This window comes from Pseudoalteromonas sp. SG45-5 (genome assembly GCF_014164085.1).
Taxonomy (GTDB): domain Bacteria; phylum Pseudomonadota; class Gammaproteobacteria; order Enterobacterales; family Alteromonadaceae; genus Pseudoalteromonas; species Pseudoalteromonas aliena.
The window spans coordinates 48,144-61,228 of sequence record NZ_JACJEM010000024.1 but is presented as its reverse complement, the minus strand read 5'-3'; the positions used below and the strand labels follow the sequence as shown (position 1 = coordinate 61,228).

At 37.0% G+C, this 13,085-nt stretch carries 13 protein-coding genes and 1 pseudogene; 12 read left to right on the top strand and 2 right to left on the bottom strand.

All coding sequences use genetic code 11. The features are described 5' to 3' along the window. The first annotated feature begins 483 nt into the window (after positions 1-483). Positions 484-1,638, top strand: a complete 1,155-nt coding sequence (locus tag H5119_RS09825; RefSeq protein ID WP_182702090.1) for a serine hydrolase — start codon at positions 484-486, stop codon at positions 1,636-1,638. 77 nt (positions 1,639-1,715) lie between these two features. Here H5119_RS09825 and H5119_RS20470 read toward each other — a convergent pair whose 3' ends face one another. Then, positions 1,716-2,489, bottom strand: a complete 774-nt coding sequence (locus H5119_RS20470; RefSeq protein WP_310737442.1) for a transposase — start codon at positions 2,487-2,489, stop codon at positions 1,716-1,718. Between the two features lie 62 nt (positions 2,490-2,551). Here H5119_RS20470 and H5119_RS20465 point away from each other — a divergent pair, with 62 nt between their 5' ends. The 4 genes from H5119_RS20465 to H5119_RS09805 all read left to right on the top strand — a co-directional run bounded on the left by H5119_RS20465 (position 2,552) and on the right by H5119_RS09805 (position 5,829). Further along, positions 2,552-2,713, top strand: a complete 162-nt coding sequence (locus H5119_RS20465; RefSeq protein ID WP_259399051.1) for a hypothetical protein — start codon at positions 2,552-2,554, stop codon at positions 2,711-2,713. A gap of 48 nt (positions 2,714-2,761) precedes the next feature. Then, positions 2,762-2,863, top strand: coding sequence for a transposase (locus H5119_RS20780; RefSeq protein ID WP_087531795.1), 102 nt, complete (start codon positions 2,762-2,764; stop codon positions 2,861-2,863). 398 nt (positions 2,864-3,261) lie between these two features. Beyond that, positions 3,262-3,507 (top strand): hypothetical protein, encoded by a 246-nt coding sequence (locus H5119_RS09810; RefSeq protein WP_182702089.1) that lies wholly within the window; start codon positions 3,262-3,264, stop codon positions 3,505-3,507. 342 nt (positions 3,508-3,849) lie between these two features. Then, on the top strand, positions 3,850-5,829 hold the full coding sequence (locus tag H5119_RS09805) for a methyl-accepting chemotaxis protein (RefSeq protein ID WP_182702088.1): 1,980 nt from the start codon (positions 3,850-3,852) through the stop codon (positions 5,827-5,829). Positions 5,830-6,125: 296 nt separating this feature from the next. Here the strand turns inward: H5119_RS09805 and bktB are convergent, their stop codons facing one another. Continuing rightward, positions 6,126-7,319 (bottom strand): beta-ketothiolase BktB, encoded by a 1,194-nt coding sequence (bktB, locus tag H5119_RS09800; RefSeq protein WP_182702087.1) that lies wholly within the window; start codon positions 7,317-7,319, stop codon positions 6,126-6,128. A gap of 516 nt (positions 7,320-7,835) precedes the next feature. On the opposite strand from bktB, the gene H5119_RS09795 reads away from it, so the two are divergent. The 7 genes and pseudogenes from H5119_RS09795 (at position 7,836) to H5119_RS09770 (ending at position 12,978) form a co-directional block, all read left to right on the top strand. Further along, complete coding sequence (locus tag H5119_RS09795; RefSeq protein WP_182702086.1) at positions 7,836-8,525, top strand: aspartate/glutamate racemase family protein; 690 nt, start codon at positions 7,836-7,838, stop codon at positions 8,523-8,525. Positions 8,526-8,763: 238 nt separating this feature from the next. After that, on the top strand, positions 8,764-9,303 hold the full coding sequence (locus H5119_RS09790; RefSeq protein WP_182702085.1) for a hypothetical protein: 540 nt from the start codon (positions 8,764-8,766) through the stop codon (positions 9,301-9,303). Between the two features lie 16 nt (positions 9,304-9,319). Further along, the gene (locus H5119_RS09785) at positions 9,320-9,568 is read left to right on the top strand and encodes a hypothetical protein (protein WP_182702084.1); all 249 of its coding nucleotides are present in this window, start codon (positions 9,320-9,322) and stop codon (positions 9,566-9,568) included. A gap of 76 nt (positions 9,569-9,644) precedes the next feature. Beyond that, positions 9,645-9,881 carry a hypothetical protein gene (locus H5119_RS09780; protein ID WP_182702083.1) on the top strand — a complete coding sequence of 79 codons (237 nt, stop codon included), beginning with the start codon at positions 9,645-9,647 and terminating at the stop codon, positions 9,879-9,881. 185 nt (positions 9,882-10,066) lie between these two features. Further along, positions 10,067-10,371, top strand: a pseudogene (locus tag H5119_RS20460) (NADPH-dependent FMN reductase); the annotation flags it as partial. A 107-nt stretch (positions 10,372-10,478) separates the two neighbouring features. Next, the gene (locus tag H5119_RS09775; protein ID WP_077537878.1) at positions 10,479-10,928 is read left to right on the top strand and encodes a hypothetical protein; all 450 of its coding nucleotides are present in this window, start codon (positions 10,479-10,481) and stop codon (positions 10,926-10,928) included. Between the two features lie 238 nt (positions 10,929-11,166). Beyond that, positions 11,167-12,978 (top strand): protein kinase domain-containing protein, encoded by a 1,812-nt coding sequence (locus tag H5119_RS09770; RefSeq protein WP_182702082.1) that lies wholly within the window; start codon positions 11,167-11,169, stop codon positions 12,976-12,978. Positions 12,979-13,085 lie beyond the last annotated feature (107 nt).

The following is a 13,085-nucleotide window of genomic DNA, read 5'->3' as shown; positions in this document are numbered from 1 at the left end:
ACCAAACTCCCACTTTATATTCTGCATAAAATACAGTAATCGATTGAACCAAAATAGGAACTCAGCTATGGTTAGTTTATCAATAAAAATAAATAAAAAAACGAGTTAATCTACAGGCTCGTTAGATCAAAAATAAACATCGAGTGATATTATGGAAAAATCGGTTAAAGTAGGAATAATCACTGGAGTCGCTGCTTCAATGGTATTTGTCTACCTCTTAGATCCAATAATTAAGGTGTTTGGTGAATTCATAGTATATTCATCTGAATATGTAGCTAATGGACTTATCGACACAATCTATGCTAAACCAATAACAATAATTGTGAGCATACTGTTTTGCTTATTTTTATCACTTTGTTGACTTTTTCAACAAAAAAGCAAACCTACGAGGTGTTACGTAGTTTATTTATCTGCTTGATGTAAAGGAAAGTGATGAAACTACACAACTATCAGAATAGTTAATAATAAAAAAAGGGAAAATTAATGTATAAAAGTATTCAAGGAATCGCTGGGGTTATTTTGTTACTTTCATTTAGCGTTATGGGAAACGAAACCCAACTAACGCTGCTGGAAAAGGAAATTGATAGAATTGCAGAAGAGTCTATTCCAACTAATGGACCGGGGTGCTCTGTAGGTATTATTAAGAATCAACAATTTTTATTCAAGAAAAGCTACGGTTTGGCAAACATCGAACACCAGGTTCCGCTCAGTTCAATATCAGTATTTCGTATGGCATCTGTATCCAAACAATTCACCGGGTTTGCGGTATTGTTATTAGCAGAAAAAGGGGAAATTAACCTTTATGATGATATACGGAAACATCTTACTGAATTGAAAGACTATGGTGTAAAAGTAACTATTAACTCAATGTTAGGTCACGTTTCAGGAATGGCAGATTACGATACCCTCAAATCGCTATTACCCAAACCACTACTGTCCACCGCTGGTGGTCCGTTCAGGTTTGGTGATGAGGATTACCTGACCAAAGAAGAATACTACGATGTCATAAAATCGCTTCCTTTAGAGCATCAACCTGATACTCAACAAGCCTATAGTAACTTCGCTTACTTTTTATTGTCGGAGTTAGTAGCTAACGTCAGTGGTATGTCCATGCGGGAGTACACTACAAAATACATCTTTGAACCGCTTGGTATGCACAGCACTTTTTTCGCTGATGATATGCGAGAGATAGTACCTAACCGTGCCGAAGGATATAGAACATTTAAAGATAATAGATTAAAGCGTTATGAAACAAATATTTTTGTTGTGGGTGACGGTGGTCTATACACTACACTCGAAGATATGTTGATTTGGGATAATCACTTTTATACCCCGAAATTAGGTGATGCCCCTAACAAAATAATGACTCAATTTAATACACCAAATAGCCAACACTCCTACGAAAGCAACGGAATAACTTTTTATGCTAACGGGCAATATATCGAGCCAAATTATACGCTGCACAATGGCGGATGGATGGGCACAAGTACTAGTTATATTCGTAGACCCAAGGAGCAAGTAGCCTTTGTTGGTATGTGTAATAGCTCCTCACTCGATGCAAATGTTTTTACTTACGAAATACCGAAAATCCTAACTAAGCTGAAAATATGGGATGTGACTGACCCTGCAATTTTTTAGTCTCATTTTAGTTTTCAAAAAATAAAGGTTCATAGTAGCGGGCAACTAACAACACGCCCTGAGGTGGACAGCAAGCGCTAAAGCTCACTTTCCACCGCAAATTTTAACAGCGGTGATCCCTTACTTTTCAATGCGGTTAAGTAAGTTGATTCATCGTAGGGCGTATGTGTTTTCCAGCACCTAAATAGAATTCGTATCCACTTAAATGCCAATGATCCGATGATGGTATTATGGGGTTTTCCTTTGGCTTCTTGCTGCCAACTATCGTGGCCAAGTAACGATGCTTTAGCCCAAAATGAATAACGCACAGATAATCCTGCCCATTCCACAAATGTTTGCCTTAAAAATTTAGTGCATGAGTACCGCCAGTGTATCCATTCTTTCTTGCCACTGCGTTCGGTTACTGGAGCAATGCCTGCGTATTTTTGTATGTCAGCGGCGCACTTATAGCGCTCACGATTTGACCCCATAGCGGCTAATAGTCGAGGTGCTAATTGTGGGCCTGCACCTGGTAAACTATCAAAAATAGCGCGATCTGCATGTTGCTTATAAAGTGTTTTAATTTCGTCATCAAATCGTGTTATTGCCAACATCAGCTGTTTAAGTTGCGGAACGAGGCATTCAATAAGCAATAAGTTTGGCGTGATCACCGCCATATCATCGGTGAGTATGTCTGCATCCTTTATTTCTTTTATCCGCTTTTCATTAACGAGTGGATAGCGGGAATTATGTTGATTAAAGAAGTCGAGTAGTGTTTGTTTTCTCGCTTTTTTAGCGTGAGCAAGAGAGGGCCAACGCAGTAAGAAGTCACAGAATATTTGAGTGTCTTTTTCTTTAAACCAATCAATCACGTGGGGATAATAATTTTTTAGCGTTGTGGCTATTTTATGTATGCCCACTGCAACAGCAATGTATGCGAAAGCCACCTATGAAAACAGGGCGACAGGTGAAGTTTATAAATAATGAGTCGCGTAAAAAGCTAAGCTACATCGACAAAATGAAGGTCAAAATAGACAGCCCAATAGGGCGACGACAGCTGTTTATTAAAGAATGGCAAACGACTCGGCTGTATTGAGCTTGCTTTCCTTTAAATAAAAAGCGAAACATTACAGTGAATAAAGGCATGAATAAATTGACCTTACGAGGTCAAACGAAAGTGAATGCGCAATGGCAACTGTATTGCCTTGTTCATAATATAGAAAAACTTCAAAACACGATGCATTAAGAATGGGTAAAGCCTTTTAACCTCAATAAAGCCACTAAAACATTCGTAATTTCTTCCAAAACGTCAATTAAAACAACACCAAACTCCCACTTTATATTCTGCATAAAGTACAGTAATCGATTGAATCAAAATAGGAACTCAGCTATGGTTTGTTTATCAATAAAAAGAAATAAAAAACGAGTTAATCTACAGGCTCGTTAGAGTGAAAGCCAAACTTGAGATGAAATATCTCCTTTTTAGAGTATTAATTAATAATATAAATTTACAAATGAAATCTAATTTAGCTACTCAAATATGCGCTATTTTTATATTTACTTTTTTTATTAACTGGTTGTTTTAAAGACGTAGATATAAACCCGAGAGTTACAGCTAATAAATTAATTGGTGAATACTCAAATATGGAACAAGTCTTGTTTATTTCAGCAAATAAAACTTATCGAATAAATACGGCTGATTCAGTAGAAGAAGGCTATTGGTCTATTTTAGATTCAACAGTTACATTGACTTCAAACACTACAAAAGTAACTCGTATTAAAGTTTATGAAGTGGAAGGACTATATGAACTAATTACTCTTGATAGAAGCCCTCAGGATCCTGATACTTATGATTTTTCGAGAACAATGACACGTAATATCTTGGAGTAATTTCACTCTAATCGGGTAGCCGGAGGTCTCTAACCTCCAGCCCCACACCACCCATCATGCGCTTTTTATTAGCAGAAAGTGCAATGGGCGGTTCATCTCCCGTAATGAATATTGATCCAGATATCTCTCAAGAAATTAACGATGGCACCCATTTTAAATTTTGCACTTTACGCAGGGACAGTTTTTTTAATTAAATTAGCGTGGCTGTCTTGTGTAGCTTTCTATTAATCCTTTTTATAACAATAGCGTTAACGTTTATTTACAATAATATTGCGTAGATTCTTATAAAAAGAGAAAAGGTCATGTATGATCTCGCGCCCAAAATCTCGAATCGGTACGAGCATGTCCATTAAAATTAAGTTACTACTTTCATTTTTGCTTTTAGGTTTACTACCCGCAGGCATAATTTCCGTATTATCCTTATATATATCTGCTCAAGGATTAGAAAAACAAACCTATAATCAGCTTTCATCAATAAGCCATATAAAAAGCAAGCAACTTTACGATTATTTTAAAGGTACAAAAACAGATTTAAATTTATTAACAAAAAATTGGGAAAGCTTATCAAAGCATAACCCTGACCTCTCAATATCAGAGCTTACCACAGTAAATCATACATGGTTTGATGGGTTTATAACGGATAAAGGTTATTATGACTTATTTGTAATTAGCCCTGCGGGCTTTATAGATTACACCTTTGCAAAAGAAGCCGATTATTTAACTAGCCTTAAAACAGGGCCCTATCAAACGTCGGGCCTAGCCACTCTTTTTGAAAAAATAATGATAACTCGCTCGTTTGAAGTAGTTGATTTTTCGAAGTATGCACCGAGTAACGAGGAGCCTGCCGCATTTATTGGTCAACCGATTATTATTGATGATGAAGTTGTTGGGGTAATCGCATTACAATTATCAATTAATGCAATTAATAATATTATGCAAACACGTGAGGGCATGGGGCAAACAGGTGAATCATATCTGGTAGGTGATGATTTATTAATGCGCTCCGATTCTTACTTAGATCCAGAAGGTCATTCGGTTGTTGCAAGTTTTGCTGGTAACGTAAAAAATAATGGAGTGGATACTGCTGCAGTCCAAAAAGCACTTCAGGGTTATACTGATACCGAAATTATCATCGATTATAACGGCAACCCAGTGTTATCTGCGTATAAACCTTTTAAATTTGAACAATTAAATTGGGTTTTACTGGCAGAAATAGATGAGGTTGAAGCGTTCGCCCCTATTTATTCTTTATACTGGGTTATAAGCCTTATTGCATTGTTTTCATTTGTTGTTGTAATTATTGCAGCTCTAGGTATTACTCGTTCTATAATTAAACCTCTGGGCGGTGAGCCTGCGCAAATGCAGACTATTAGCAAACGTATCGCAAATGGTGATCTTAGTCAGGAGTTTGGTTCGGATACACCTAAGATTGGTGTATATGGAGCTATGGCAAAAATGAATACCTATTTGCACCAAACAATAAGCACAATATCTCAAGCAACTGACAGACTTGCATCTACAGCTGCACAAACGAGCGCGGCCAGTACGCAATCAAATGCCAGCTTACAAGAGCAACATGCGAGTATTGAACATGTTGCTAATGCCATAGCGCAAACAAATACTTCTATTGAAGAGGTCTCCGAAAGTGCTCGTGCAGTAGCCGATTTAAGTGTTAAAGCAAGGGAAACATCACATTCTGCGGATGTTAATTTACAGCAAACTATCGTAAAAATGCACTCACTTGACAATACCATCACTAATGCTGAATTAGTTATTAAGCGTGTAGAAGATAATGCACAAAATATTAATACAGTACTCGAGGTAATTCGTTCTGTTGCTGAGCAAACAAACCTTTTAGCACTCAATGCTGCAATTGAAGCTGCTAGAGCCGGAGAACATGGTCGAGGCTTTGCTGTTGTTGCGGATGAAGTTAGACAACTTGCTAAGAAAACACAAAACTCAACAGCCGATATAGAGCATATGATTGAGCTATTACAAGCTGGCACACAACAAGCTGTTACCGGAATGCATAAATCAATTGATGAGACAAAATCAACGATTACCACAGCAAATCAAAGCGCAAAATTATTAAAAAATAGCGTAGACCAAATAGATTATATAGCCCGTCGAGCTGAAATTATTGCAACAGCAGCGCATGAACAAAGTAGCATGTCTGAAGAAATTGCGCATAGTATTGATTCAATTAAACAAGCTGCTATTGATAATGCAGCAGGTGCTGATCAGGTATCCGCTGCGAGTATGGAGCTAGATCAACTTAGTAAACAGCTACAAAAAATAACTAATGGCTTCAGGTTACGGTAGTGGATAAATAAAAAATCGTTTGTTTAGGTTTTATTGTTGAATATGGCTTATACCAATTCGCAATAATGCTTAATTAATGTGATGGATAAACCAGTTGCTATCGGTGTTAAAAATTCCTGATATACAAGTAGCGGGCCGATAAATAAACTGTGGGGCATTAAGCCCCGCAGGAGAAAGTTGTACTGAGAGATGAGAGTAATAATGTAATTAACGGCATGCTTGTTTAATGTCTTATTTTCTTATAAAGCGTAGTCTCTGTTAAATTTTTATAAATAAAGCACTCAAAAATTTTGCCGTCAAAGCACTTCAAAAATAGCAGCAATACCTTGTCCGCCACCAATACACATGGTGACTAAACCGTATTTACCATTAATACGTTTAAGTTCGTAAAGGCACTTAGTAGATAAAATAGCACCTGTTGCGCCAACAGGGTGACCTAAAGCAATTGCGCCGCCATTTGGATTTACTTTGTGCTCAGGAAAATTTAGCTCGTGTGCTACGCACAACGCTTGTACGGCAAACGCTTCATTTGACTCAATCACATCCATATCGTCGATTGTTAATCCTGTTTTTTCCAATACCTGTTTTACAGCTGGAATAGGCCCTGTTCCCATTAATGCGGGGGCCACACCTGATCTTGCATAACCGACTAATCTTCCGAGAGGCTTTAAGCCTTGTTTTTGCGCTTTTTGTTCTGACATAAGTACCAACATTGCCGCTGCATCGTTAATACCGGATGATGTTGCTGCTGTCACTGTGCCATTTTGTTTAAAATAGGGTGGTAAGGTCGATAGTTTTTTTACCGTTGTATCAGCGCGAACATGCTCGTCAGTATCAAAAATGCGGGCGCTATTTCTTGATTTTATTTCTATAGCAATAATTTGTTCTTTAAAATGCCCTGCGATAATAGCTTTCGACGCTTTATGATGACTTTGGACTGCGTAGGTGTCTTGTTGTGCACGAGTAATATTATACTTTTCTGCAATGTTTTCAGCCGTTATTCCCATTGGGTTATTATCCCACGGATCTTGTAATGTGGTGGTTAATTCATCCACCATGATACTATTACCCATTTTTTGGCCCCACCGGTTACTTTCTAAGGTATAACCAGAGCTACTCATACTTTCTGTTCCGCCTGCTAAAGCTGCATCTACATCGCCTAATTGAATTTGTTGGGCTGCTTGTATAATGGCTTCTAAACCCGAGCCACATAATCGGTTGAGTGTCACTGCGTGACTGCTAATAGGTAATCCAGCGTCTAAGCCAATAAGTCTCGATAGATAAGCATCTTTAGGGCCATTATGTATTACTTTACCTACTACACATGAGCCGATCTGATCGGGTGACAGTTTGGCTCTGGAAATGGCTTCTTTTGCGCAAAGTGTGCCAAGTTCGGATGGGGTGAAATTTTTCAGGCTGCCACCAAAACTACCTATAGCGGTACGTACTGCGCTTAATATAACTACGCTATTGTTATTAAATTTTGCCATTATTTTCTCTTATTATATTTAACCTGAACTCTGAATAATAAATCTATCTCGAGCAGCTATTTTCAGCGCTAACTGCGATTAATTTACTCGTAATAGGCCCGCTATTGACACGTAAGTTCGCCTTGTTTTCACTGAAAATCTCAGGCTAAAGAAAATAAACTTAAATATCACCATTATTCAATACGTTAGTAAATCTCTTAACCAGAGTTCAGGTTATTTAAGCTTCTACGGGCTCTGTTATGAATGAAGTTGTTAAACAACCAAAGGTTTGCTATTCAGCTTCATTCATCAAAACATAATTTATCAATAAACGAAAGTGACAGGCGTAAAGTTGTTATCTGTTTATGAAAAGACTTAGTAGTGGATGAATGTATTTTAAGAAAGTCTTCAACTAAGTAAACCACATTTTAAACAATTGGTTACACTTAACTGTATATAAAAACGTTATGTGATAGACAATTAATTGGCTAACTACTAGGATAAACCAACTGAAATACTATATGTGTTAGGCACTGTATGAAAACAATTGGTCTTTTAGGTGGCATGAGTTGGGAAAGTTCTGCCGGATATTATAAAGTGATAAATGAAGGCGTTAAGGAGTCACTTGGCGGCTTACACTCAGCTAAAATTGTCATGTATAGCGTTGATTTTGATCAAATCGAAAAACTCCAGCACAAAGGTGATTGGAATGGAACTTCGGAAATACTTTGCGCAGCGGCAAAAAATATTGAACGTGCAGGTGCTGATTTTTTATTAATTTGCACAAATACGATGCATAAAGTTGCTCCCCAAATTGAGGAAAGTATAACTATCCCTTTGATCCATATCGCTGATGCAACAGCAGAAATACTTATTAAAATGGGAGTGAAAACCGTTGGTTTACTTGGTACTGCTTTTACTATGGAGCAAGATTTTTATAAAAGTCGGTTAAAAGAAAAACACGATTTGTCGGTCTTAATTCCAGAAAAATCAGATAGGGCTATTGTTCATAATGTCATTTATAAAGAGCTTTGTTTAGGGCGCGCTCTTACATCATCTAAAGCTGAATATTTAAGAATAATTGATGCCTTTGCTGAGCAAGGAGCGGAGGCCGTCATATTAGGGTGTACTGAAATCGGTATGCTAATTAAACAAGAAGATACGCATATTAGGCTTTTAGATACAACGTACGTACATGCGCGAAAAGCAGTTGATTTGGCAATTTAATACCAATTCATTAAAAGTATGATCATTTGAGTGTCTTAAATAACTCATTAATTATGTCATAACTTTCGTCGTGTTATTGCGCTATAATATTATCGCTATAATAGAGTATTAATTTAATTCAATTGGTCTCATTTAGTACAGTGATATTAATGTCGGTCTTATCAAAAACCTAAAAAATGCAAGCGGACATATGTTTATATCATTCATTTTATAAAAATCGATCGTTGGGATAAAATATATGCAGATCAAAAATATCACGCTTATTGCTTCACTATTTGTTGTAGCGATAACAGGCTGTAGCAATATTCCTCAAGCGGCAATTGATGTAAATAAACAAGTGTCTGTGGGTATAAACGCCTTAGGTGAAAACGGTGTTGAAATGGTTAAGGCTTGGGAGCTATCTGCGTACAGTATGCTTGATGAAAAATGGTCAAAAGTGTATGCAAAGGCGAATGAGAGCTACCGCTCTAAAAAAAGTATTGCACAAAACGCGGTATTAACAGCGCAACAGCAAGAGGGCGTAGCTGGTTTATCTGCTCTGATCAGGGATGAGGTAAGATCTAAAATTAATGCTAAAGCAAATAGTATGAAAAGTATAATTATGTCAAACACCAAAAATACTATTGCCGCAAATGAAAGTATTACTAATCTATTAATAAGTGCTAATGCGATTGTTAATTTTCAACAATCAGCCGTTAAAGAAGTTGGAAAGATAATTCCAATTCCCCCTGCTATAAGCACATTTATAAATGACTCATTAAACACTGCCGGACTTTAAATAAAGGGATATGAGCATGAGCTTAAATGATATAAAAAATGAATTTGATGCTGATATTTCCAGCATTGCAAATGAGCTCACGAACTCATTGCCGCTTTCAACGCCACAATTACGCAAAGCCTTTTCGGATGACGATCTTAAAGAGTTACATGTATTATTAATAGAAGTAAACGAAGCAACATCTGAAAACGAAAAAGTTATGAAAATAGCGAACAATGCAGAAATAGCATTTAAGCTGTTAAAAAGACTTGGAGTTGGACTGTAATATAGATTACAGCCTTGCTAAATTATTTTTCAATAAACTACGGATGTTTTATATTAATGCGAATTAAGGAAATAGTATGAGTGTATTTGTAGAGATTTTTACTTGGTTACTGGTTGATACCATTTTAGGCTTTTTATTTTATTCTACGGGCTGTGTGGTATTGAAAGTAGTTACTTTTGGGCAGTTTAAAAATGATATTAAAGATTTTGCCTCGTTTAAGGTGAGAAAAGCTAAAAAGGTTAACTTGATCTGTTTATTAGGTGTTTGTTTTTATGTTGCACTCATTACCTTAATGGCTTATTTAAGTCATTAGGTGATAACTTATTGTATTTGCGAAAGCTGTATTTCAGTATATTGCTTTCGCTCAAACTTTAACTTAAACATTGAAGAATAAGTCCATTTTAAAGTGTTTCTCTTAGAACGAAGTGCGTTGAATCTATTTGTAATAGACTTGCTTTATACGCTTGATTTACCTTGTTTTAACTGAAAATACCTAATGTTACTTATTCTGCAGGGCAATGGGGTGGGGTAAGAGCTGTGGTCACTATGCGAACTTTTTTATTTGAGCTCGGTGTTTACCGGTTTCTGCGATGATCCATGTAGCCAAAGCACAAGATTTGTTTAATGTGGATGGAAAGCCAATCGGAGGGCAAGATAGATCGCCTTGGTTTAATTATTTTTTACGAACATTTAGTCAATTAACGTAGTGGGCGCAAGCAGCTAAACAACATGCAGAGGTGGTAAATCCGCAAAGTACGTTAAAAAGCTTTAAAACAAACCCTTCTCAGCGTAATGCTCCTTAACTGATTGTAACTATTTGGTTCTCTTATAGAAACAATGATGCATACAGTGGTATTATTAATGCCATTACATTCTTATTAACACAAAAAAGAAGCAAGGAAATTGTATCTTGAAGTATATAACTCTTTTCAGCGTATTAGCGCTTAGCGCGTGTAGTGCTGTTCCTAATAAAAGTGAAGTAAGTCAGCGTACAACTACAAATATGGACCTTATAGCTTTAACCGAGCAAAGTGCACCAAAAGGAGTTGTTGGCACTTACCAGTTTCACATTAAAGCGGCAGGGGCTCAGGGTAATTGGTTGTATTTAAATACAGAAACAGATTACCGCGATAGACGTTCAATTACGATATCAATAAAGCCAAATGTAGCAGCAGAGCTTGAAAGTAAATACGGACAACCTGTAGAAACCTTTTTTATTGATAAAACAATAGAAGTAACAGGCGAAGCTAAACGAGTAACTATCGATTTTATGAGTCGCGGTAGAGCAACTAATAAATATTATTATCAAACGCACATAAATGTATCATCACTTAAGCATCTTCGTATTATTGAAAGTTAGTAAAATAACAATGAACTGTATTTATATACAGTTGATTGTAAAAGCTTACTTTTAGCTTACTTTTAGCTAAGTAAGCTTTAGCGTTAACGTTTACAATTAATTCTCTGCTGTAAATTTAACCGCGAAGGATAAACACGGCGCTACTTTATTCAACGATTTAAAAACTCCTATTCAAGCTATTGTAATCTCATTACATAAAACTAATAATTGGTTAGTCTTATAAATTTGAGTGCCCGCATTGAAAGCCAAAGAAATCCGCAATTTTTATATCAACGAAGAGCAATCTGTCTATTTGCTTTCACACCGCGATGCTAAAAAACATCGTCAATGGCTTAATATCTGTATTAAGCAGTTAACGCTGCTGGGCTATAAAAACGTTGAAATGATTGGGTCGGGTGCGTTTGGTTTTGTGTTTGCAGGGGATGACGGTAACAGCTTACCTTGGGTATTTAAGTTTTCGCGTATTACGCTTGCACAGAGTGTACGAGATCGGCTTGAAGATGAAGCGTATATGCTTTCGCAAATTAATAACCCGTTAGTGCCAACCTTTTATGCATTTGAGCGTATCAAAAAACAAGGGATTTTAATGATGGCAAGGGCCATTGGTGAAGATCTTGAAAAAGTATCGCTTAAAACTGGGCGCTTCAGCGCGGCGCAAATAATGGCATTAGCGGTTAGGTTACGTAATGTATTAATTGATTTGCGAAGTCATAAAAATGGAGTAAGTCCGCAGCCTATAGTCCATGGTGATGTAAAACCTTCAAACCTTGTATGGGATAAAAATACCAATGCGTTGTCGTTAGTTGATTGGGGCAGCTCTGTGTTTGCCCAGGTTGATAGTGATGGTAATCCAGTTGCTAGTAACTTTATGGATTTAATGTCGGGCGACTTAAGTACCACTAATGCGCGTATGGGCGATGTTTACTTTATTGGTGAAGCACAAATGTCGGGTGAGCAATCATCCCCTCGCTTTGATGAACAAGGTGTAGCCGCTACTTTGTATGCACTTGCATCAGCGCAGTCGTGCCGTTTTGGGGCTCAAGCAATACCTGCAAGCAGTTTAGGATTACCAAAAGAGCTAGCTAAAGTTATTGATGGCATGCTTTGTAAAAATAAAGCGATACGCGATAGCGCTGGCGATTACTTTATGCGCAATATTAACACTATGGCTAAAGTTTATTTACCTACCCTTGAAAAAAATCGAAAAAAAGCGGCCATACCATTTTGGTATGGGCGAGAAGAACAGCCTGACACGGTCGTATATAGTTCACGTAAACAGTTTTTACGCCAGGCCGATCATAATCAGCAGTTACTTGACGTAAACGATGCTCAACTCGATCGTTACTATAAAGAATTTCTATTTGATACTGGCGATACAGAAAAAGCATTTTTAGCTTCAATTAGCCGACTGGCTAAATACCCCGCTGTGGGTGGGCTTAGTTTTCATTGGAAAGATGATTCGCTGTTTGTTGAATCATCTTTAATTATACATGACCAGTCTTTAGGCGATGCCTTTAGCGATGCTATAAATAATACGGTGATGCTTGCCCAAGCAATTAATCAAAAAGGGTTATTTAAGTGCTGCTTATTTGATGCACGTAAAACGATTCAGTTAGAGCGCGATGGGACTGGTGCATTTAAATTTGATAGCCTACCTGAACTTGATTACGAAGTCGTTAGTATGAAAGCTAACGAAATAACACGGCCACACTCGTACTTTGAAGACGGTAAAGATCCTGACGAGCAATTACAATTACCCAAAAAAGTTATTAAATGTGTATTTGAGCTTAACCAGATCCACCACACAGGGTGTATTATTTTTGAAGCACTGCCCGACAGAATGAAGATTCACCACTACTACCGACTACTTGATGAAACAAAAGAAGTTGAGTTTAAGCGTTTGCTTAATAAGCTAATGCAATATGCCGTCAATATTACTGATGTTGGTGTCGCAGGATTTATGAAACTACCTTATAAAAATACCCGTGAATTTAGTTTATGTAAGCAACAAGAAGATCATTATTTTCCTAAAAACCCTAAACTTATATAAAAAGTACTTTAAAGTTCATCCACACGTTTTTTACGTTGTATAACCCACAAAGATTATCTCGGTACCTTGCGTTAATAAACTCACTGCAACAGTTGGTATGTTATATT

What these genes read in the sequence shown, in the direction of transcription:
- H5119_RS09790 (WP_182702085.1), top strand. Translation starts at nt 8,764, where the DNA reads ATGCAGATCAAAAATATCACGCTTATTGCTTCACTATTTGTTGTAGCG.
- H5119_RS09825 (WP_182702090.1), top strand. Translation starts at nt 484, where the DNA reads ATGTATAAAAGTATTCAAGGAATCGCTGGGGTTATTTTGTTACTTTCA.
- H5119_RS09780 (WP_182702083.1), top strand. Translation starts at nt 9,645, where the DNA reads ATGAGTGTATTTGTAGAGATTTTTACTTGGTTACTGGTTGATACCATT.
- H5119_RS20465 (WP_259399051.1), top strand. Translation starts at nt 2,552, where the DNA reads ATGCGAAAGCCACCTATGAAAACAGGGCGACAGGTGAAGTTTATAAAT.
- H5119_RS09810 (WP_182702089.1), top strand. Translation starts at nt 3,262, where the DNA reads ATGGAACAAGTCTTGTTTATTTCAGCAAATAAAACTTATCGAATAAAT.
- H5119_RS09805 (WP_182702088.1), top strand. Translation starts at nt 3,850, where the DNA reads ATGTCCATTAAAATTAAGTTACTACTTTCATTTTTGCTTTTAGGTTTA.
- H5119_RS09785 (WP_182702084.1), top strand. Translation starts at nt 9,320, where the DNA reads ATGAGCTTAAATGATATAAAAAATGAATTTGATGCTGATATTTCCAGC.
- H5119_RS09795 (WP_182702086.1), top strand. Translation starts at nt 7,836, where the DNA reads ATGAAAACAATTGGTCTTTTAGGTGGCATGAGTTGGGAAAGTTCTGCC.
- bktB (WP_182702087.1), bottom strand. Translation starts at nt 7,319, where the DNA reads ATGGCAAAATTTAATAACAATAGCGTAGTTATATTAAGCGCAGTACGT.
- H5119_RS20780 (WP_087531795.1), top strand. Translation starts at nt 2,762, where the DNA reads ATGAATAAATTGACCTTACGAGGTCAAACGAAAGTGAATGCGCAATGG.